Below are 20,722 nucleotides of genomic sequence, written 5' to 3'. Positions count from 1 at the left end.
CCGCCGTCGCTGCGCCGACGACCGAAGCCGCCGAGCCCGCCACCGCTCAGGCCGCTGTCGCCGCCCAGGCCGCCTCGCCGGAAGTCGTCTCGGTGACCGGCAAGATCGCCAAGCCCGTCGAACAGAAGGCCGCCGCCTCGACCACCGCGACCGCCGTCGCGGCCGACGTGGCCGACGCCGCCGCCGAGCCCGCCCACGGCCAGGTCGCCGCCACGGCTCATGCCGCGACGACCGGCGAAGGCGGAGCCGAAAGCGGCGCCAAGGACCAATCCAACACCCAGGGCTCGGCCCTGAAGGACGCCGCGCCGATCGTCGCCTCGGCCGACACCGCCGCGACCGCCCCGACCTTCGTCGCGCCCGGCACGGCGGCCGCGCCGGCCCCGATCGTCGCCGCCCAACTGCCCAAGGCCGGCCCCGAGACGGTCAGCCACCTGACGACCGAGATCGCCAGCAAGGCGGTGGTCGGCAAGACCAGCCGCTTCGACGTCGTGCTGCAGCCGGAAGGCCTGGGCCGCGTCGACGTGCGCATCGAGATCGCCAAGGACGGCAAGCTGACCGCCGCCCTGAACTTCGACAACCCGGCCGCCGCCGCCGAGCTGCGCGGCAAGTCGGGCGAGCTGCGCCAGGCCCTGGCCGCCGCCGGCTTCAACGTCGCCGACAGCGCCCTGAGCTTCGACAGCTCGAGCCAGAACCAGAACGGCGGCCAGAACCAGAACGCCTTCTTCAACAACTTCCAGGACGGCGAGAACGGCCGTCAGGCTTTCCAAGGCCGCGCCTTCCGATCGGCGCTGGGCGAGGAAATCCCCACCCTGTCTCCGTCCGCCCTGCTGCCCGGCCTTCGCGTCGCCGACAGCAGCGGCGTCGACGTCAGAATCTAGGAGAGTCCGCCATGGTCGCCGCCACCAGCAGCACCGGTAACGCCACCACCGACAAGATCAACAACTCGCGGAACTCGCTCGCCAACAACGAGCAGACGTTCCTCAAGCTGCTGACCACCCAGCTGAAGAACCAGGATCCGCTGGCGCCCACCGACACGACCCAGATGACCAGCCAGATCACCCAGATGACGGGCGTGGAGCAGCAGCTGGTCACCAACGACCTGCTGGCGGCCCTGGTCGGCATGAGCACGGGCGGCGGCATCAGCGAAGGCGTCAACCTGATGGGCAAGCAGGTCACCGCCGAAACCGACAAGTCGGTTCTGAAGAACAAGGAAGCGACCTGGAGCTACACCCAGAGCCGTTCGGCCACCGGGGTGAAGATCGAGGTCCTCGACAAGTTCGGCAAGACCATCGCCACCGTCCTGCCGGACGACATGTCGGGCGGCGACCACACCTTCAAGTGGGACGGCAAGAGCACGCCCGAAGGCGTCCAGCAGCCCGAAGGCGGCGAGTACACCATCAAGGTGACCGCGACCGACGGCGAAGGCTCGAAGATCACCACCACGGCCAAGGGACGCATCGACGGCGTCGTCACCAAGGTCACCAACGAAAGCGGCGTCAACATGGTCTGGATCGGCGACACGAAGGTCCCGCTCGACTCCGTGATCGGCGTCACCAACGCGCCCGCGGCGACCACCTAGCGGCCGCCGCCACCTGATGAACGGGCGTCAGAATGACGCCGTCGCGGTCTCTTCAGAGACCCAAACGCAAACCGCGCTGAACCCTCAAACCCATTCGTTTTTGAACTTCATCGCAGGATCGCAGTCATGAGCATCAACAGCGCCATGCTCGCCGGGGTTTCCGGCCTGATCTCCAACTCGTCGGCCCTGGCCGCGATTTCGGACAACATCGCCAACGTCAACACGGTCGGCTACAAGCGCAGCTCGGCCAACTTCTCGACGCTGGTCACCTCGCAGAGCAAGAACTCCACCTACAGCGCCGGCGGCGTGCGGGCCCAGACCCACCAGTTCGTCAGCCAGCAGGGCCTGACCCAGGCCACGACCTCGAACCTGGACCTGTCGATCGCCGGCTCGGGCTTCTTCGTCGGCACCGAGAAGCCGGAAGGCCTGACCGCCACCGACAGCCGCTCGTTCACCCGCGCCGGTTCGTTCCAGCTCGACAACCTGGGCTACCTGCGCAACGACGCGGGCCTGTACCTGCAGGGCTGGCTGGCCGACCCGGTGACCGGCACCATAACGCCGGACCCCTCGGACCTGACCCAGCTGTCGTCGATCAATGTCGGCACGGTCGGCGGCACCGCCGAGAAGACCACCCGGGTCGGCGTCAACGCCAACCTGCGTTCGGAGCAGCCTGTCTCGGCCGCGGCCAACGCCGTGGCGACCAAGACCGGCGTCGCCGACTCCGGCGGCGGCACCGGCACCTACACGGTCGCCTACAGCCCGACGGGCAACGGCAACCAGTACAACGTCGAGATCAAGCAGGGCTCCACCGTGCTCTCGACCGGCGTGGCGACCTACAACCCGGCCACCGGGGCGCTGGTCAACTACATGCAGAACAACCCCGCGCCGGCCGCGCCGACCGCGGTCGCCAACATCACCGTCGGCGCCAACACCGTGACCGTCGCCGCCCTGGGCCTGGGCACCAAGGCCGACGCCGTGGCCAGCGGCGCCTATGACCCGACGACCCGCTCGATGTCGGACTACGCCGAAGACCCGACCACGGGCGTCAAGCCGGACTTCGAGATCCAAATCCCGGTCTCGGACTCCAAGGGCGGCCAGCGCACCGTCACCCTGTCGCTGCTGAAGGGCCCGGGCCCCAACGAATGGTACGCCGAACTGCGCGCCAAGCCGGGCGACCTGGACAACAACACCAACGGCCAGATCAGCTCGGGCAAGATCACCTTCACCACCGACGGCAAGCTGAGCTCGGTCGGCAACCTGTTCGGCGGCGTCACCCCGACGGCGATCAACATCGGCGCGTCGGACCCGGCCGTGACCAACCTGGCTCCGCCGGCCGTGACCCCGCCGCGCTGGGCCGACGGCCTGGGCATCGACAGCCAGGGCATCCAGATCGACCTGGCCAGCGCCGCCGGCGGCCTGACCCAGTACAACAGCCAATCGGTGGTCCAATCGGTCAACACCAACGGCACGGCCTTCGGCAACCTGACCAACATCGAAGTCGACGACGAAGGTTATGTCTCGGCGATCTTCGACAACGGCGTGACCCGCCGGATCGCACAGGTAGCGATCGCCACGTTCTCGAACCCCAACGGATTGAAGGGCGTGAACGGAAATGCATATCGCGTCACCAATGAAAGCGGCACCTATAGCTTGAAGACTCCAGGCGGCGGCGGCGCGGGCTCGATTGCTCCGTCCACGCTGGAAGCTTCGACGGTCGACTTGTCGACCGAGTTCACGGGGTTGATCACGACACAGAGAGCCTATTCGGCTTCGTCGAAGATCATCACCACCGCTGACCAGATGCTAGAAGAGCTTCTGAGCATTAAGCGGTAATTACAGGTCTTAACTGACCTTAATTGCCCTGTGTCACATTGATACATCACGGGAGTAGGGAGAAGGCTTCGTGTTTCAGTCTTTCTTTACTATTGGAATTAAGCGCCTGTTATTTCCCGGCGCCTATATTCCTCTCCAACAGTGATGGTTGTGGGAAAGGCGTAAAGCCATGTTGCAGCAGCAGCGCACGAACAGCCGGGGTGAGAAGTACGTGATCGGTCCGACCGGCGCGCCGCTAACTCTCTCGGATTTGCCGCCTCCGGAAACCCAACGTTGGGTGATCCGGCGCAAGGCCGAAGTGGTGGCCGCCGTCCGCGGTGGTCTCCTCTCGCTCGACGAGGCGTGCGATCGGTACAAGTTGACCAACGAGGAGTTCCTCGCCTGGCAGCAATCGATCGACCGGCACGGCCTGGCGGGTCTTCGGACCACGCGGCTTCAGCAGTACCGCTAGTTCGCGGGACTGAAAGCGTAAGCCGCGCAAGGGTTTCGGCCCTTTTGCGGTCCAAGTTGTACAGATCAGCGGCCGCGTCCCTCGGGGCGCGGCCGCGACCTTTTGGCGCCCTTGGTCCCCCCTTGGAGGGGCCTTTTGTAAACGACCCGTTTACCTTGCACTGGGTAAATCCTGCCTAGCGACGGCGTGCTTCGGCATGCAGCGGCTGGCGTTCTGTCGGGAACGCTGTTCAGGGGTAGGGCGTAGTTTGGATAAGTTCCTCAGCGCGATTCAAAGGTTTGGCGTCGGCCGTCTGGCCGCCCTGATCGGCGTTGTTGTCGGCGGGATCGCCGTGATCGCCGCCGTCATGATGATGATGAGCAAGCAGCCCAACGAGCTGCTGCTGTCGAACGTCGACCCCAAGGAATCCGCCGCCGCCACCCAGGCGCTCGACGCGGCCAACATCAAGTACGAGACCAAGAGCGACGGCGCGACGATCTATGTCGCCCGCGACAAGGTCAACGCCGCCCGCCAGCTGATCTTCACCAAGGGTCTGGTGACCTCCGGGTCGGTCGGCTACGAGATTTTCGACACCTCCAGCGCGCTGGGCCAGACCGATTTCGTCCAGCAGCTGAACCGCCAGCGCGCCCTGCAGGGCGAGCTGGAGCGCACCATCCAGGGCTGGGACGGCGTCAAGGGCGCCCGCGTCCACCTGGTGCTGCCCAAGCGCCAGCTGTTCGAGGAAGACGCCGAGAAGCCGACCGCCGCCGTCACCATCAGCACGGGCCGCGAGCCCTCGGCCGACATGGTCCGCGCCGTCCAGAACCTGGTGGCCGGTTCGGTCGCCGGCATGAAGCCCGACGCCGTCAACGTCATCGACCAGCACGGCAAGACCCTGTCGGCCGGCAACGACGGCAGCCTGGCCGGCAAGCTGGCCCAGGACGCCAAGAGTGAGGCCGAGGCCCGCGTCGCCAAGACGGTCAAGGAAATGCTCGACGGCGTGTTGGGCCCGGGCAAGGCGCGCGTCACCGTCAACGCCAAGCTCGACCTGAACCGCGTCACCGTCCAGGAGCGCAAGTTCGATCCGGACGGCCAGGTCATCCGCTCGGAAAGCACCAACGCCAACAACGCCAGCGAGACCAAGAACGACGACACCGGCGGCGTCACCTCGACCCAGAACATCCCCGGCCAGACCCCGAACGGCTTCCAGCCGGTGGGCTCCAAGCAGGACAGCAACGAGAGCGTCACCAACTACGAGATCTCGGAAAGCACCAAGACCACCGTCCAGGAGCCGGGTTCGGTGATCCGCCAGGACGTCTCGGTGGCCATCGACGGCATCACCGCCCCTCCGGGCAAGGACGGCAAGCCGGGCGCCTACACCCCGCGCACCGCCGAGGAGATGGCGCAGCTCGAGCAGATGGTGAAGACCGCGGTCGGCTTCGACCAGACCCGCGGCGATCAGGTCTCGGTGGTCAACGTCCGCTTCCCGCAGCCGGAGGACCAGGGTCTGGGCAAGGCCGGCCTGCTGGACGGCATGGACAAGAACGACCTGATGCGCTTCGCCGAGCTGGGCGTGCTGGCCGTCGTGGCCCTGCTGATCCTGCTGTTCGCGGTCCGGCCGTTCCTCAAGAGCCTGATGAGCCCGCCGCCGACCCCGCTGGGCCTGGCGCTGAACACCCCGCAGATCACCCGCCTGGTCACCCTGTCGGACGGCTCCACCCAGGAAGTGGTGGTCGACCAATCGGGCGAGTCCATCGCCATCGCCGGTCCCGGCGACATGGACCAGCGCATCGACATCGCCAAGATCGAAGGCCAGGTGAAGGCCTCGTCGATCAAGCGGGTCTCCGAGTTCGTCGAAAAGCATCCGGAAGAATCCGTCGCGATCCTCCGCTCCTGGCTTCACGAGTCGGAGTAGGCGATGAAGACCTCCGTCAACGACGTCAAGAAACTGGCCGGGCCGGAAAAGGCCGCCATCGTGCTGCTCGCCCTGGGCGAGGACCACACGGCGATCTGGCAAGCCCTGGACGACGAAGAGATCAAGGAAGTCTCCCAGGCCATGGCCGGCCTGGGCACGGTCTCGGCCTCGGTCGTGGAAGAGCTGCTGGTCGAGTTCGTCTCGGGCATGAGCTCGACCGGCGCGATCATGGGCTCCTATGAGCAGACCCAGCGCCTGCTGTCGGCCTTCATGCCGCAGGAGAAGGTCGATCAGCTCATGGAAGAGATCCGCGGTCCCGCGGGTCGGACCATGTGGGACAAGCTGGGCAACGTGAACGAGGCGGTGCTCGCCAACTATCTGAAGAACGAATACCCGCAGACCGTCGCCGTGGTGCTGTCCAAGGTGAAGTCCGACCACGCCGCGCGCGTGCTGGCCTCGCTGCCGGAGGACTTCGCCCTGGAATGCGTCACCCGCATGCTGCGGATGGAGCCGGTGCAGCGCGAGATCCTCGACAAGATCGAGCAGACCCTGCGCACCGAATTCATGTCGAACCTGGCGCGCACGTCCAAGCGCGACAGCCACGAGATGATGGCCGAGATCTTCAACAACTTCGACCGCCAGACCGAAGCCCGCTTCATCGCCGCGCTGGAAGAGCGCAACCGCGAGGCGGCCGAGCGCATCCGCGCCCTGATGTTCGTGTTCGAGGACCTCTCCAAGCTGGATCCGGGCGGCGTCCAGACCCTGCTGCGCGCCACCGGCAAGGAACAGCTGGCCCTGGCCCTGAAGGGCGCCTCGGACAAGCTGCGCGAGATGTTCTTCTCGAACATGTCGGAACGCGCTTCGAAGATCATGCGCGAGGACATGGAGAGCATGGGGCCGGTCCGTCTGAAGGACGTCGACCAGGCCCAGGTCGCCATGGTGCAGGTCGCCAAGGACCTGGCCGCCAAGGGCGAGATCATGCTGGCCGGCGCCGGCGCCGAAGACGAACTGATCTACTAGGGGGATGGCTGAATGACCGACATGACCCCCAAGCGCTTCACCTTCGACACCGTGTTCGACGACCACGGCGGCATGACCGCGCCGGCGCGGGTGAAGAAGAACTTCACGCTGGAAGAGCTGGAAGAGGCCAAGGCCGAAGCCTTCGCGGCCGGCGAGCAATCGGCCGTCGCCCAGGCCGAGCACGAGGCCGTCATGGCCCTGAACACCATCGGCCAGGCGATCCACAGCGCCTTCTCGACCCTGACCGCCGTCGCCCACGAGCACCGCGAGGGCTCGGCGATGCTGGCCCTGGCCTGCGGCCGGGCGATCGCCGACGCCGCCCTGGACCAGTTCCCCCAGGCTCCGGCCCAGGCGGCCCTGGTCGCCCTGGCCCGCGAGGTCGAGGCCAGCCCGAAACTGACCGTCCGGGTCGCCGCCCATCTGGTCGAGCGCACCCAGGCCGCCCTGGAGCAGACGGCCCAGGCCATCGGCTTCCCGGGCCAGATCGTCGCCCGGGCCGACGCCATGCCGGCCGCCGCCTTCCTCCTCGACTGGGGCGACGGGCGCGCGGCCTTCAATCCTGACGACGCGGCCGCCCGCGTCACCCAAGCCCTCGAAGCCGCCATCGCGGCCGAGGGACTCCACGCCGAACCCCTTCTGCCTAGCGAGAGCTGACCGTCATGTCCGAAGACAACCTCACCCTCGACGAATTCGGCGGCTCGATGCTGGCCTCCGAGATGCCGGTCGAACTCAGCGACAAGATCGCCTCGGACCTGGCGCCGGTCTTCGACGTGCCGGTCAACATCTCCGCCGTGCTGGGCCGGGCCCACATGTCGGTGGCGCAGCTGCTGCAGCTGTCGGCCGGGTCGATCCTCGAGCTGGACCGCAAGGTCGGCGAGGCGATCGACATCTATGTGAACAACCGCCTGGTGGCGCGCGGCGAGGTCGTCGTCGTCGACGAACGCCTGGGCGTGACCATGACGGAAATCATCAAGGACGGCGACGCCGCCGGCTAACCCCCGCGCGATGTCGAGTGAAGCTTAACCAGTTGAACTGCCGGGGTAAAAACACCCCAACGGAGATAGAACGATGCGCCTCCTGGTCGTCGGAAAACTGAACGGACAGCTCTCGGTCGCCGTGAAAATGGCGATGAACACCGGGGCCAAGGTCTCGCACGTCGAGACCTGCGAAGCCGCGACCCACGCGCTGCGGGCCGGGCAGGGGGCTGACCTGATGATGGTCGAGTACACGCTCGACATCGCGGGCCTGATCGCCGCCAACGAGTCCGAGCGGATCCGGGTGCCGGTGGTGGCCTGCGGCGTCGACGCCGATCCGATGCGGGCCGCCGCGGCGATCAAGGCCGGGGCCAAGGAATTTATCCCGCTGCCGCCGGACGCCGAGCTGATCGCCGCGGTCCTGGCCGCCGTCACCGACGACAACCGTCCGATGATCGTCCGCGACCCGGCCATGGAGGGCGTCATCCGCCTGGCCGACCAGGTCGCGCCGTCGGAAGCCTCGATCCTGATCACCGGCGAAAGCGGCTCGGGTAAAGAGGTCATGGCCCGCTACGTCCACGCCAAGTCGCGTCGGGCCAAGGCGCCGTTCATCAGCGTCAACTGCGCCGCCATCCCCGAGAACCTGCTGGAAAGCGAGCTGTTCGGCCACGAGAAGGGCGCCTTCACCGGCGCCGTGGCCCGCCGGGTCGGCAAGTTCGAGGAAGCCAACGGCGGCACCCTGCTGCTGGACGAAATCAGCGAGATGGACACCCGCCTGCAGGCCAAGCTGCTGCGCGCCATCCAGGAGCGCGAGATCGACCGCGTGGGCGGCTCCAAGCCGGTCAAGGTCGACATCCGCATCCTGGCCACCTCGAACCGCGACCTGGCCGCGGCGGTGAAGGACGGCACGTTCCGCGAGGACCTGCTCTACCGCCTGAACGTCGTGAACCTGCGCCTGCCGCCGCTGCGCGAGCGTCCGGGCGACGTGCTGACCCTGTGCGAGCACTTCGTGAATAAGTACTCGGCCGCCAACGGCGTCGCCGAAAAGCCGATCTCGGCCGAGGCCAAGCGCCGGCTGATCGCCCACCGCTGGCCGGGCAACGTCCGCGAGCTGGAAAACGCCATGCACCGCGCGGTGCTGCTGTCGCCGGGCGCCGAGATCGAGGAGTTCGCCATCCGCCTGCCGGACGGCCAGCCCCTGGCCCCGGCTCCGGACACCCAGGTCGCCCGCGGCGCCCAGATGGCGGCCGACGCCGTCTCGCGCACCTTCGTCGGCTCGACGGTGGCCGAGGTCGAGCAGACCCTGATCATCGACACCCTGGAGCACTGCCTGGGCAACCGCACCCACGCGGCCAACATCCTGGGCATCTCGATCCGCACCCTGCGCAACAAGCTGAAGGAATATTCCGACGCCGGCGTCTCGGTGCCGCCGCCCCAGGGCGGGGTGGCCGCAGCTTAAGGCCTGTCTTCCGCCCCGGCGCCCGCGACCATCGGTCCGGCGCCGGACATGGCTAATTTCGATTAAGACCCTGGTGACGGCGCGCAAATCGCTCCACCGAAAGCCAGGCTACGGGATCGAAGATTTGAATGACTGACGCCGCCGTCCCCAAGACCGCCTCCTCGGTCCCCAGCGCCAAGTCGCTGTGGGAAGGGATCCTGCGCGGCGAAATGGGCCTGGCCCTGGGCGTGGTCGGGATCATCGTCCTGCTGATCATCCCGGTTCCGGCGATCCTGCTGGACCTGCTGCTGGCGATCTCGCTGACCGGCGCCGTGCTGATCCTGATGACGGCGATCCTGATCAAGAAGCCGCTGGAATTCACCTCGTTTCCGACCGTCCTGCTGGTCGCCACCCTCTATCGCCTGGGCCTGAACGTAGCCTCGACGCGCCTGATCCTCGGCCATGGCCAGGAAGGCTCGCACGGCGCTGGCGCCGTCATCCAGGCGTTCGGCAACCTGATGATGCAGGGCAACTTCGTCATCGGGGTGATCGTCTTCATCATCCTGGTGGTGGTGAACTTCATGGTCGTCACCAAGGGTTCGGGCCGGATCGCGGAAGTCGCGGCCCGCTTCACCCTGGACGCCATGCCCGGCAAGCAGATGGCCATCGACGCCGACCTGTCGACCGGCCTGATCGACCAGGACACCGCCAAGCAGCGCCGCAAGGACCTGGAGCAGGAAAGCACGTTCTTCGGGGCCATGGACGGCGCCAGCAAGTTCGTGAAGGGCGACGCCGTCGCCGGCCTGATCATCACCGCGATCAACATCATCGGCGGCATCCTGATCGGCGTCGTCCAGCACAAGATGCCGATCGGCGAGGCCTCGGCCTCCTACACCATCATGACCATCGGCGACGGCCTGGTCAGCCAGATCCCGGCCCTGATCATCTCGATCGCCGCCGGTATGGTCGTGTCCAAGGCCGGCGTCGAGGGCAGCGCCAACAAGGCCCTGACCACCCAGCTGGCCATGAACCCGGTCGCCCTGGGCATGGTCTCGGCCTCGTCGGGCGTCATCGCCTTGATCCCCGGCATGCCGATCCTGCCCTTCGCCGCGCTGGCCGTGGGCTCGGGCTACCTGGCCTATCGCCGCGCCGTGAAGGCCAAGGAGCCGCAGCCACTGGACGCCGCCGCCCTGGCCGCGCTGGCCGAAGCCTCGGCCGAGCCGGAGGAGGAGCCGATCAGCGCCTCCCTGGCCATCGACGACGTCAAGATCGAGCTGGGCTACGGCCTGCTGACCCTGATCAACGACCTGGACGGCCGCAAGCTGACCGACCAGATCCGCGCCCTGCGCAAGACCCTGGCCACCGAGTTCGGCTTCGTCATGCCGCCGGTCCGCATCCTGGACAACATGCGCCTGGCCAACCAGGGCTACGCGATCCGCATCAAGGAAATGGAAGCCGGGGCCGGCGAGGTCCGCCTGGGCTGCCTGATGGCCATGGACCCGCGCGGCGGCCAGGTCGAGCTGCCCGGCGAGCACGTGCGCGAACCGGCCTTCGGCCTGCCCGCGACGTGGGTCGAGGAAGCCATGCGCGAGGAAGCCACCTTCCGCGGCTACACCATCGTCGATCCGGCCACCGTGCTGACCACGCACCTGACCGAGATCCTCAAGGAGAACATGGCCGACCTGCTCTCCTACGCCGAGGTGCAGAAGCTGCTGAAGGACCTGCCCGAGGGCCAGAAGAAGCTGGTCGACGACCTCATCCCCTCGGTCGTCACCGCCGCCACCATCCAGCGCGTGCTGCAGGCCCTGCTCAAGGAGCGCGTCTCGATCCGCGACCTGCCGCAGATCCTGGAAGGCATGGGCGAGGCCGCGCCGCACACCGCCTCGGTGGTGCAGCTGACCGAACAGGTCCGCGCCCGCCTGGGCCGCCAGCTGTGCTGGGCCAACCGCGGCGAGGACGGCTCGCTGCCGATCATCACCCTGTCGGCCGAGTGGGAACAGGCCTTCGCCGAGGCCCTGGTCGGTCCGGGCGAGGACAAGCAGCTGGCCCTGGCCCCGTCGCGCCTGCAGGACTTCATCCGCGGCGTGCGCGACGCCTTCGACCGCGCCGCCATGGCCGGCGACAGCGCCGTGCTGCTGACCAGCCCGGGCGTGCGTCCCTACGTCCGCTCGATCATCGAGCGCTTCCGCGGCCAGACCGTGGTGATGAGCCAGAACGAGATCCACCCGCGTGCGCGCCTGCGCACGGTGGGGATGGTCTAGGGCCCGGTCCGGAGCAGGCCGGCCGCGAGCTGCCTGAAGGCCTCGACGGCCTTGGCAAGGACGGCGGGGGGATCGTCGGCCGCCGCGATCCACAGCGCGGCGTTCAGAGCCGCCCCGTTGATCAGCCGCGCGGCGGCTTCCGCGTCCACCGGCTTGACCGTTCCAGCATCGATCATCGCCTGGAGGGTCTGGGTCGTGGTGCGCAGGCACGCGGTCTGGTTGGGCCATTGCGACGGGTCGCCCAGCACCGCCGGCCCGTCCAGGAGCATGATGCGCTGGATCTCCGGCTCCAGGGCCATCTCGATATAGGCGACGCCCTCGTCGAGGAACCCCAGCCAGGGGGTTTCCGCCCGCGCCTGGACGGCGCGCGTCCGCGCCAGCATCTCCGCGTCGATCTGGTCGATCACGGCCCGCAGCAGGCCCTTCTTGTCGCCGAAGTTATGATAGAGCGCGCCACGCGTCAGGCCGGCCTCGGCGGTCAGGTCGTCCATCGACGCCGCCGCATAGCCCTTGGCGGCGAAGGCCTTCCGGGCGGCCCGGATCAGCTTGGCCCGGGTTTCCTCCATCATTTCGGCACGCCGTTTCGCGACCACTCACCGTCTCCAACAAATGACATACGCAGCGTATGTGGATTGACATGCGGCGTGCATGTCCCGATCTACTCACATACGGAGCGTATATCAATGAGCGCTCCGCCTTGTTGAAGCAGGATCGATACGATGACCAAACGCGACGCCATCTTCCCCGCCGGCCGTCGGGCGCTGTACGACAAGCACAGCTATTCGGCGGCGATCCGCTCGGGCGACCTCCTGTTCGTCTCGGGCCAGGTCGGGAGCCGCGAGGACGGATCGCCCGAACCGGATTTCGAAAAGCAGGTCCAGCTGGCCTTCGACAATCTGGCGGCGGTGCTGGCGGCCGCGGGCTGCACGTTCGACGACGTTGTCGACGTGACGACCTTCCACACCGACCCGGAGACGCAGTTCGAGGCGATGATGGCCATACGGGAGAAGGCGATCGGCGAGCCGCCCTATCCGAACTGGACCGCCGTCGGCGTGAACTGGCTGGCGGGCTTCGACTTCGAGATCAAGGTCGTCGCGCGCATTCCCCAACCCGCCTGACCGTGGCGCGGGCGACGGGTTCGAGCCTTGGCCGGTCGCCTCCTGGCCGCCGTTCCGATGCCGCTCATCGCCGGCGATCTCAGGCCTTCCGCCTACAAAAAGCCTGGAAACGCCCCGAAATGGTCACGGGTTGTTACTGACTATTTCGGAACCGTTGCCGATAGGTCGCGTTCGGTTTGCAAGGCGGGGGCCTTCACGACGGAGCGTAATGATGAAAACCAAGATCGCCATGCTCGCCGCCGCCGCGACCGTTTCGCTGGCTGGGGCCGCTTTCGCCCAATCGACCGCCCCGGCTCAGACGCCGCCGGCCACCACCTCTTCCACGACCACCACGACGACGGCTCCGGCCCAGTCGACGACCCCGGCCGCGCCCGCGGCCACCACGGCTCCGGCCACCTCGGCCGCGCCGACCAGCGCCCTGCCGGGCGCGCCGACCCAGTCGACCACCAGCAGCACGACCAGCACCACCTCGACGGCCGCTGACGCCGACGCCGCCGGCACCCCGTCCTCGGCCAACGTGGCCCTGGACCTGAAGGTCGGCTCCGAGGTGAAGGACCCCTCGGGCGCGGTGGTCGGCACGATCGCCGGCACCACCACCGGCGCCGACGGCTCGACCAACGTGGTCGTGACCAGCGGCGAGAAGAAGTTCGCCCTGCCCAAGGCCAGCTTCAGCGCCGCCGCCGCCGGCGGCCTGCAGACCACGGCCACCAAGGCTCAGATCGACGCCACTCTGGCCGGCGCCAAGCCCCAGTAACCGTCGACCCAGCCAACGATCGTCGTCTGATGATCCGCGAGCCCGCTCGGCATTGCCGAGCGGGCTTCGCACTGCTAGCGATGGGCCAGTACCCGGCGGAGCTCCCGCTGACATGAGGGGTGTCGGATGGCTCCGGCCAGAAATTCCAAGGCGCGTGCTTCCAACGGTCTGTTTTGGGACCTGCTGACGTTCGACCGCCTCGTCACGGGGCCGGTGATTCATCTGATCTACTGGGCCGGCCTCGGCGTCGTGGCCCTGTTCGCGTTCTCGGTGGTCGGCGCCGCCGTCGGTCTGGCCCTGAAGGAGCCCGGCCTGCAATCGCTGCTGCTGGCCTTCCCTGTGCTGGTCGCGGGCTTGCTGGTGGCTTCCGCCATGGTGCTGCTGTGGCGCGCCTTCTGCGAATTCTATGTCGCCATCTTCCGGATCAGCGAGGACCTGCGGGCCCTTCGCCAGGCCAGCGACGCCGACCACGCCGTGGCGGCCGTCACCCGTCCCCCGGCCCAGAAAGCGGTCGACTAAGTCCTCCGTACCCTGCGACCGAATAACGCGGTTTACGAAAATTCACCGTCGAGCTTGAGGGCAGGGGTCGTTCCCGGCGTCTAAGCGGCAAGGAGGCGTCTCAAGTCTCCAGTCGGAGACGCATGTTGACCGCCGATCAAGAACCTCACCTCGTCGATATCCATGTGGGCGCCCGCATCCGGATGCGCCGCAAATCCATGGGCCTGAGCCAGACCCAACTGGCCGACAGCGTGGGCATCACCTTCCAGCAATTGCAGAAGTACGAGCGCGGGGCCAATCGCGTCAGCGCGTCCAAGCTCTACGGCATGGCGGTGACGCTGCAGACCTCGGTGGCCTGGTTCTTCGAAGGCATGCCGCCGCTGGACAGCGTGGTCGACGGCGACAAGCGCACCATGGCCGTGCGCCGCTTCATGGCCACCGAGGAGGGCGTGGAGCTGGCCTCGCTGGTGCCGCAACTGCCCCTGTCCCAACGCCTGCAGATCCTGGCCCTGGCCAAGACGCTGAGCCTGGACACCAACGACAACGGGTCGGACGAGGCCGCCAGCTAGGCCCTGAACGCCCCCGCCAGGGCCGCAGCGCCGGCCTTGGGCCGTCCGGCGTCGTCGAACGGCGCCGGGGCGTCGGCGGCGTTCTCCTTCTTCAGCCACGAGTCCTTGTCGCGCAGCCCCCACAGGGTGAAGGCGAAACGCTGGCGTTCGGGCAGGGCCATGAAGGCCTCGGCGGTCTCGGCGTAGACGGCCGCCTGGCGACGCTGCAATTCGCCGCGCGACAGCAGCTTGCTCTCCGACCGGACCAGCGAGACGTCCAGCTCGGAAACGTGGATCGGCAGGCCCAGGCTCGCCAGGTCGCGGATCATCGCGGTGATCTGGCCCGGGGCGATGTCGGCCGCCACGTGCATCTGGGTTCCCAGGCCCGTCAGCGGCGCGCCCGAGGCCAGCAGGCGCTCGGCCAGCTTCAGGAACGTGGCGCGCTTGGCGGGCATGTATTCGAGATTGTAGTCGTTCAGCAGCAGGGCCGCGTGCGGGTCCGCCTCGCGCGCCGTGCGGTAGGCCAGGGCGATGTGCTCGAAGTCGCCCAGCCGCCGGGACCACAGGCTGTCGCGCCAGCCGTTCCCATCCTCGGCCACCGCCTCGTTGACGACGTCCCAGCCGACCACCTGGCCGGCATAGCGGCCGGCCACGGCCAGGATGTAGTTGCGGTAGGCGTCGGCGAAGCCGATGCGGCTCTCGTCCAGCCGCTCGAAGGCCTCGGGGGCCTGGGCGTACCAGATCAGGGTGTGGCCCAGCAGGCCCATGCCGTGGGCGCGGGCGAAGGCGGCGATGCGGTCGGGGGCGTCGAAGCGGAAGGAGCCGTCCGGCTGGACGATGTACTCCATCTTCATTTCCCACTCGGGGGTCAGTTGGCTGACCTCGCGGGCCAGCAGGGCGGCCAGGGCCGGATCGTCTAGGTGCAGCGCCTGGACGCAGGCCCCGATCCGGAACGGCGCCAGGCTCTTCAGCGGCGGCAGGTCGGCGGGGGCGGACTGGCTCTGGGCGTCCTTGGAGCCGCAGGCGGTCAGGGCCAGGGCGCTGGCCAGGACCGCGCGGCGGTCGAGACCCTTACCGCCCACCGATCGCCACCCGGCGCAGGCCAAGCTCGTCCAGGGCCGCCGTCTCCAGCTTGCCCGCCAGCTTGATCTTGGCCACCTTGGCGGCCTCGGCGACGTGCTCGTATTTCTTGAGGTTCTCGAAGGCCATCGACAGGGCGTCGCGGGCGCCGGCTTCCTCGATCAGGATCTGGTCGATCTCCAGCAGGGCCTGGTCGCGGCGGATCTTCGAGCCCTGGCGGAAGCCGATCATGTACCAGCCGGCCTCGACGTCGCCCTGGGCCTGCATCGCCTCCAGCTCGGACTGGGCGTCCAGGGTGGCGACCTTCATCTCGGCGGTCTGGCGGCGCTCCACGATCTCGGCCAGGCGCTTCTGCAGGGTCTCGACCTCGTGGTTCGAGATGCGGATCAGGGAGTCGGCCCACTTGGTCATTACGCGGCTTCACTCTGCAGGATGTGGGCGAGGTAGCCGAAGCTGTCGTCGAGGCTGGTGGCCTCGTCGGGGCTCTGGCTGAGGAAGGCCTCGACGGCGGGGTTCAGGCGGATGGCGCGGTCGATCAGCGGATCGGCCCCGGCGCGGTAGGCGCCGATGCGGATCAGCTCCTCCATGTTCGAATAGGCGGCCAGGGTCTGGCGGGCCATCTTCACGACCTCGCGCTCTTCCAGCGTCTGGCAGCCGGGCATGGTCCGGCTGATGGACTTCAGGACGTTGATCGCGGGGAAGCGTCCGCGCTCGGCGATCGATCGCTCCATGACGATGTGGCCGTCCAGGATGCCTCGGGCGGCGTCGGCGATCGGTTCGTTGTGGTCGTCGCCGTCGACCAGCACCGTGAACAGCGCGGTGATCGGGGCGGCCGTGGTGCCGTCGGGGCGGATAGGCCCGGGACCGGCGCGCTCCAGCAGCTTGGGCAGCTCGGTGAAGACGGTGGGGGTGTAGCCCTTGGTGGTCGGCGGCTCGCCGGCGGCCAGGCCGATCTCGCGCTGGGCCATGGCGAAGCGGGTGACCGAGTCCATCAGGCAGAGGACTTCCAGGTCCTGGTCGCGCAGGAACTCGCTGATCGCCAGGGTCATGTAGGCGGCCTGGCGGCGGGTCAGGGCCGGCTCGTCCGAGGTGGCGACCACGACGATCGCGCGCTTGAGGCCGTCCTCGCCCAGGGTCTCCTCGATGAACTCGCGGACCTCGCGGCCCCGTTCGCCGATCAGGCCCACCACGACGGCGTCGCAGGTGGCCTCCTTGGCCAGCATGGACAGCAGCACCGACTTGCCCACGCCCGAGCCGGCGAAGATGCCCAGGCGCTGGCCGCGGCAAGTGGTGGTGAAGACGTTCATCGACCGCACGCCCAGGTCGATGCGCTCGCCGACCCGGCCGCGGGCGTGGGCGGGCGGAGGCGGGGTCTTCAGGGGGTAGGGGACCTCGCCCTGGGGCAGCGGGCCCAGGCCGTCGATCGGCTCGCCGAAGGCGTTGATGATGCGGCCCAGCCAGGCTTTGGTCGGACGGACCACGGCGCCCTCGGGCATGATCTTGATGACGGCGCCGGGGGCCACGCCCTCGACGGGGCCGAACGGCATCAGAAGGGCGCGGGTTTCGCGGAAGCCGACCACCTCGGCGGGCAGGACCGGCAGGCCCAGACGCTCGATCTCGACCCGCGCGCCCACGGCAAGACGGGTCAGCCCGCCGCGCGCCTCGATCAGGAGGCCGTTCACGGCGGCGACGCGACCGAAGACGGTCAGCGGATCGATACGTTCGACGGCGGCGATCAGGCTACGCAAGCACAACTCCCGACGGCTCAGGGCCAAGCTTTGGGCCCCGGGCGTTAATGGGGAGTGAAGTAGACCGACATGGTTAATTCGCTCTTGAGGATTGCGGTTAAGCCAGGGGGCTGCGTCCTTATGCCCACCCCTCCTTTCCGTTCATCCCGACGAAGTCGGGACCCAAGCCGAGCGGGCAGGAAAGCCCGCTGAGGCGCGATCGCATGAGGCCTGTTCTGAGCCTCAGCTTGGGTCCCGGCTTTCGCCGGGATGAAGGGAGTTTGGGGGAGCTAGGGCTTCATCAGATTGGCCTTGAAGAACCCCACCACCTTGGCGTCGAAATCCTTGTGGAAGGCCGCCCGGTCGAAGCTCGGCGCGCTGGTGCAGATGAACGCGGCGGTGGCGCGGCCCTGGTCGTTGCAGGGCGTCAGGAAGTCGAAGTGCCCGGCTCCGGGGACGACATGCCATTCCGGCGGCTTGGGCAGGTTGGCGCGCACGGCCGAGGCGTAGAACGGGTCGGGCAGGATCTGGTCGTTCTCGGCCCGCCACAGCTGCAGCGGAACCGTCACCTTCGACAGGCCGGCCTTGGTGAGACTGTAGCCCATGGCCGGGGCGGCCGAGACCACGGCCTTGATCCGCGCGTCGTGGGTCCAGACCGCCTTGGCCGCGTCGGCGGGCGGCGGGTGCGAGGCGGTCAGCTTGCAGTCGAAGAAGTCGGGGTGGGCCTTGCAGTGCGGGGCCAGGGTCGTCAGGTCCGGCTCGCCGCCGGCCGCCGCCAGCACGGTGAAGCCGCCCGAGGAGAAGCCGAACGCTCCGACCCGCTCCGGATCGAGCGCCGCCTGCATCGGCGAGGCCTTCAGCATGTACTCGATCAGCACCGACAGCTGGCGCGGCCGGTTGGCCATGTCGGTGGCGCGGCTCTGGTCGGCGTAGTTGTCGCCGGTGTGGGTCAGGGCGGCGACCACGAAGCCGGCTTCCGCGAGGGCTTGCGCGGTGTCGGCATGGCCGCCGAAGAAGCCGCCGTTGCCGTGCGACATGACGATCAGCGGCAGGTGGTCGCCGACCAGGGGCGCGCCGGCCGCCACGGTCTGCTGGCCGATGCCCAGGTCCATCAGCTTGGCGGGGGCGTCGGCGGGATACCAGATGCCGACGGTGATCGGCGCGCCCCCTTGCGGATCGGCGGCCTGGACCACGGTGAAGCCCGCCGTGGCCGCCAGGGCGGGTGAGGCGACGGCCAAGGCCAGGGTGGTCGCCGAAGCGAGACAGAGCGAGCGGATCGACATGAACGTCCTCGATGGGTGGAACAGGGCCGAGGTCATGTCCTGGTCGATCCGGGCTCGCCATCGCCTCTTCGCGAATGGGCGAACGGGTTCGCGAACCGGCGAACCGACGTTATAGCAACGGTATGACCGCCCCTCTGACCGCGCCCATGACCGGAAAGGCCGAACCGCTGCTGGGAACCGCCCGCGAATGGGCGATCGACTTCGCCGTGGCCGCGGCGATCGGCCTGTTCGTCGGGGTGCTCGGCCCGTACGGCAGCTATCTGAACGGCGCGCCGGAGCAGCGCATCTTCCATTTCATCGTCTGTTTCTGCGTGGGAACCCTGATTTTCGGCGTGCTGCAGCGCCTGGCGGTGGCCGGGGCGGAGCGCCTGAGGCTCCCGGTCTGGCCGGTGATCGTCGTCGCGCTGCTGGTCGGCTGCGTGCCGCTGGCGCTGTTCATCAGCTGGCTGGCCACGACGTTGTGGCCGTTCCTGCGCGACCGGATCGCGCCGCTGGAATGGTACGGCCAGTGCGTCTTCCTGTCGGGACCGGTCCTGACCTTCGTCATCGTCCGCCGGGCGATGAAGGCTCGTAGGGCGCGCGAGGCCCATCCGGTCCAGGCGACGCCGCAACCGGCGGCGATGCCGGCCTCGGGCGAGGTGCTGTGCCTGCGGATGGAGGATCACTATGTGCGGGTCCACACCCTCAATGGGTCGCGCCTGGTCGCCGGGCCGTTCGAGCGGGTGATCGCCGGCATGGCCCACGAGGGGATGCGCGTGCACCGCTCGTGGTGGGTGGCCCGGGCGGCCGTCACCGGGGTGGTCGCCGACGGCCGAAACCTGCGCCTGACCCTGCGCGGCGACCTCACCGCGCCCATCTCCCGCGCCTCCGTGGCCAAGCTTCGGGAGGCCGGTTGGCTGGCCCCGGAAGCTTCGGGCGAAAAATAGGGTGAAACCCGCCGCGACCGGACGTCGCGGACCTTGCGCGGCAGGGCTCGCGGCGACGCTCCGAGGCCCATGGCCAAGGCAGTAAAATTCTCGCGACAGAACGCCGCAATCTCGCCTCACAGATGAACGGCGGGCCGCTGAAACGGTCGGAAAACAGGGGCGCCGAACCCTTTACAAACCCCGCAAATCAGGCGTTTCGGGCCAAAAGGAATCGTCTTGACGGGCTGTCCACAGCCCCCTGCGACCATTGCGCCAAATGAGTCGCTGACCGCTTGCACCCGATTCGCAAATCAGATTAACCATTTCTTCGACGAGATCATTCACCATTAACCTGTCTTAAATTAACTGTCCGGCAGAGTGCAGGACGGGTTTCACCGGCGGATTCCGCCTAGCTGTCGAATAATGCCGCCCAAGGGCGGGGAGGGCTGCATGCGCGTACTGTTGATCGAGGATGACAGCGCCACCGCGCAGACCATCGAGCTGATGCTGAAGTCTGAAGGCTTCAACGTCTACACGACGGATCTTGGCGAAGAGGGCGTGGATCTGGGCAAGATCTATGACTACGACCTGATCCTGCTGGACCTGAATCTGCCGGACATGAGCGGGCTGGACGTTCTGCGCACCCTGCGGGTGGCGAAGGTGAACACGCCGATCATGATCCTGTCGGGCAGCGCCGAAATCGACACGAAGGTGAAGACCTTCTCGGGCGGCGCCGACGACTACATGACCAAGCCGTTCCACAAGGACGAGATGATCGCCCGCATCCACGCGGTGGTCCGTCGTTCGAAGGGTCACGCCCAGTCGGTCATCAAGACCGGCGACATCATCGTGAACCTGGACGCCAAGACGGTCGAAGTGAACGGCAACCGCGTTCACCTGACCGGCAAGGAATACCAGATGCTGGAGCTGCTCTCCCTGCGCAAGGGCACGACCCTGACCAAGGAGATGTTCCTCAACCACCTGTACGGCGGCATGGACGAGCCGGAACTGAAGATCATCGACGTCTTCATCTGCAAGCTGCGCAAGAAGCTGGCGGCCTCGGCCCAGGGCAAGCACCACATCGAAACCGTCTGGGGCCGCGGCTACGTGCTGCGCGATCCGAACGAGCAAGTCGCCGCGGCGTAGTCCCCAGCGAACGAAACCCAAAAAGTAGAGCGCCCGCCTCCTCGGAGGCGGGCGTTTTCCTTTTTAGGATCAGGGTCTTAACCCTATCCGTGACAAATCGCCCGAAGCACCGAATAGTCCTTGCCCGAAGGTGGCGTCATCCGTCATTTTCCGGCGCGAGGTTTGCTGGGGGGCATCCCAGTCGTGTCATTTTKAACGCACGGCATCGCTACC

21 protein-coding genes are annotated in these 20,722 nt (G+C 67.7%); 16 read left to right on the top strand and 5 right to left on the bottom strand.

Features of this window, described 5'->3' with window-relative positions:
- The 10 genes from AC1DYP_RS17985 to flhA form a co-directional block, all read left to right on the top strand.
- A partial coding sequence (locus AC1DYP_RS17985) for a flagellar hook-length control protein FliK (RefSeq protein WP_477047472.1) occupies nt 1-878 on the top strand: 878 nt, incomplete at its 5' end.
- Between the two features lie 11 nt (nt 879-889).
- Nucleotides 890-1,579 (top strand): flagellar hook assembly protein FlgD, encoded by a 690-nt coding sequence (locus AC1DYP_RS17980; protein WP_477047471.1) that lies wholly within the window; start codon nt 890-892, stop codon nt 1,577-1,579.
- 126 nt (nt 1,580-1,705) lie between these two features.
- The gene (flgE, locus tag AC1DYP_RS17975; protein ID WP_477047470.1) at nt 1,706-3,412 is read left to right on the top strand and encodes a flagellar hook protein FlgE; all 1,707 of its coding nucleotides are present in this window, start codon (nt 1,706-1,708) and stop codon (nt 3,410-3,412) included.
- Between the two features lie 169 nt (nt 3,413-3,581).
- Nucleotides 3,582-3,863: a CtrA inhibitor SciP gene (gene sciP / locus AC1DYP_RS17970; RefSeq protein WP_007675208.1), complete on the top strand. Its 282-nt coding sequence runs from the start codon at nt 3,582-3,584 to the stop codon at nt 3,861-3,863.
- A gap of 247 nt (nt 3,864-4,110) precedes the next feature.
- Nucleotides 4,111-5,757, top strand: coding sequence for a flagellar basal-body MS-ring/collar protein FliF (gene fliF, locus AC1DYP_RS17965; protein ID WP_477032257.1), 1,647 nt, complete (start codon nt 4,111-4,113; stop codon nt 5,755-5,757).
- A 3-nt stretch (nt 5,758-5,760) separates the two neighbouring features.
- Entirely contained in the window at nt 5,761-6,777 is a 1,017-nt protein-coding gene (gene fliG / locus AC1DYP_RS17960) for a flagellar motor switch protein FliG (protein WP_477032256.1), read from the top strand.
- 12 nt (nt 6,778-6,789) lie between these two features.
- The gene (locus AC1DYP_RS17955) at nt 6,790-7,431 is read left to right on the top strand and encodes a FliH/SctL family protein (protein ID WP_477047469.1); all 642 of its coding nucleotides are present in this window, start codon (nt 6,790-6,792) and stop codon (nt 7,429-7,431) included.
- A gap of 5 nt (nt 7,432-7,436) precedes the next feature.
- Entirely contained in the window at nt 7,437-7,772 is a 336-nt protein-coding gene (fliN, locus tag AC1DYP_RS17950) for a flagellar motor switch protein FliN (protein WP_035072446.1), read from the top strand.
- Nucleotides 7,773-7,845: 73 nt separating this feature from the next.
- Entirely contained in the window at nt 7,846-9,210 is a 1,365-nt protein-coding gene (flbD, locus tag AC1DYP_RS17945; protein ID WP_477047468.1) for a sigma-54-dependent transcriptional regulator FlbD, read from the top strand.
- Nucleotides 9,211-9,338: 128 nt separating this feature from the next.
- Nucleotides 9,339-11,450, top strand: coding sequence for a flagellar biosynthesis protein FlhA (gene flhA / locus AC1DYP_RS17940; protein WP_477047467.1), 2,112 nt, complete (start codon nt 9,339-9,341; stop codon nt 11,448-11,450).
- Here flhA and AC1DYP_RS17935 read toward each other — a convergent pair.
- Nucleotides 11,447-12,019: a TetR/AcrR family transcriptional regulator gene (locus tag AC1DYP_RS17935; protein WP_477047466.1), complete on the bottom strand. Its 573-nt coding sequence runs from the start codon at nt 12,017-12,019 to the stop codon at nt 11,447-11,449. The two genes, flhA and AC1DYP_RS17935, sit on opposite strands and share 4 nt — an antisense overlap.
- Nucleotides 12,020-12,169: 150 nt before the next feature.
- Here AC1DYP_RS17935 and AC1DYP_RS17930 point away from each other — a divergent pair, with 150 nt between their 5' ends.
- The 4 genes from AC1DYP_RS17930 (at nt 12,170) to AC1DYP_RS17915 (ending at nt 14,389) form a co-directional block, all read left to right on the top strand.
- On the top strand, nt 12,170-12,568 hold the full coding sequence (locus AC1DYP_RS17930) for a RidA family protein (protein ID WP_477047465.1): 399 nt from the start codon (nt 12,170-12,172) through the stop codon (nt 12,566-12,568).
- A gap of 211 nt (nt 12,569-12,779) precedes the next feature.
- Nucleotides 12,780-13,322: a hypothetical protein gene (locus AC1DYP_RS17925; protein WP_477047464.1), complete on the top strand. Its 543-nt coding sequence runs from the start codon at nt 12,780-12,782 to the stop codon at nt 13,320-13,322.
- 126 nt (nt 13,323-13,448) lie between these two features.
- Nucleotides 13,449-13,841, top strand: coding sequence for a DUF4282 domain-containing protein (locus AC1DYP_RS17920; RefSeq protein ID WP_477047463.1), 393 nt, complete (start codon nt 13,449-13,451; stop codon nt 13,839-13,841).
- A 125-nt stretch (nt 13,842-13,966) separates the two neighbouring features.
- A complete protein-coding gene (locus AC1DYP_RS17915) occupies nt 13,967-14,389 on the top strand; it encodes a helix-turn-helix domain-containing protein (RefSeq protein WP_477047462.1) in 423 nt (140 codons plus the stop codon).
- Here the strand turns inward: AC1DYP_RS17915 and AC1DYP_RS17910 are convergent.
- The 4 genes from AC1DYP_RS17910 to AC1DYP_RS17895 form a co-directional block, all read right to left on the bottom strand.
- Complete coding sequence (locus tag AC1DYP_RS17910; RefSeq protein ID WP_477047461.1) at nt 14,386-15,450, bottom strand: endo-1,4-beta-xylanase; 1,065 nt, start codon at nt 15,448-15,450, stop codon at nt 14,386-14,388. The two genes, AC1DYP_RS17915 and AC1DYP_RS17910, sit on opposite strands and share 4 nt — an antisense overlap.
- Nucleotides 15,440-15,859 (bottom strand): flagellar export protein FliJ, encoded by a 420-nt coding sequence (locus AC1DYP_RS17905; protein WP_477047460.1) that lies wholly within the window; start codon nt 15,857-15,859, stop codon nt 15,440-15,442. Before AC1DYP_RS17905 ends, AC1DYP_RS17910 begins: the two co-directional genes overlap by 11 nt.
- Nucleotides 15,859-17,196, bottom strand: a complete 1,338-nt coding sequence (fliI, locus tag AC1DYP_RS17900) for a flagellar protein export ATPase FliI (protein ID WP_477032247.1) — start codon at nt 17,194-17,196, stop codon at nt 15,859-15,861. The genes AC1DYP_RS17905 and fliI overlap by 1 nt, the downstream gene beginning before the upstream one ends.
- Before the next feature lie 269 nt (nt 17,197-17,465).
- Nucleotides 17,466-18,458: an alpha/beta hydrolase family protein gene (locus AC1DYP_RS17895; RefSeq protein WP_477047459.1), complete on the bottom strand. Its 993-nt coding sequence runs from the start codon at nt 18,456-18,458 to the stop codon at nt 17,466-17,468.
- 122 nt (nt 18,459-18,580) lie between these two features.
- Between AC1DYP_RS17895 and AC1DYP_RS17890 the strand changes: the two genes are divergently transcribed.
- Complete coding sequence (locus AC1DYP_RS17890; RefSeq protein WP_477047458.1) at nt 18,581-19,384, top strand: LytTR family DNA-binding domain-containing protein; 804 nt, start codon at nt 18,581-18,583, stop codon at nt 19,382-19,384.
- Between the two features lie 429 nt (nt 19,385-19,813).
- Nucleotides 19,814-20,509, top strand: a complete 696-nt coding sequence (gene ctrA / locus AC1DYP_RS17885) for a response regulator transcription factor CtrA (RefSeq protein ID WP_012285089.1) — start codon at nt 19,814-19,816, stop codon at nt 20,507-20,509.
- Nucleotides 20,510-20,722: the final 213 nt, after the last annotated feature.

This window comes from Caulobacter sp. P1_D6, assembly GCF_056406095.1.
Note: the sequence above shows the minus strand (reverse complement) of the source record. Positions and strands in the feature narration are given on the sequence as shown.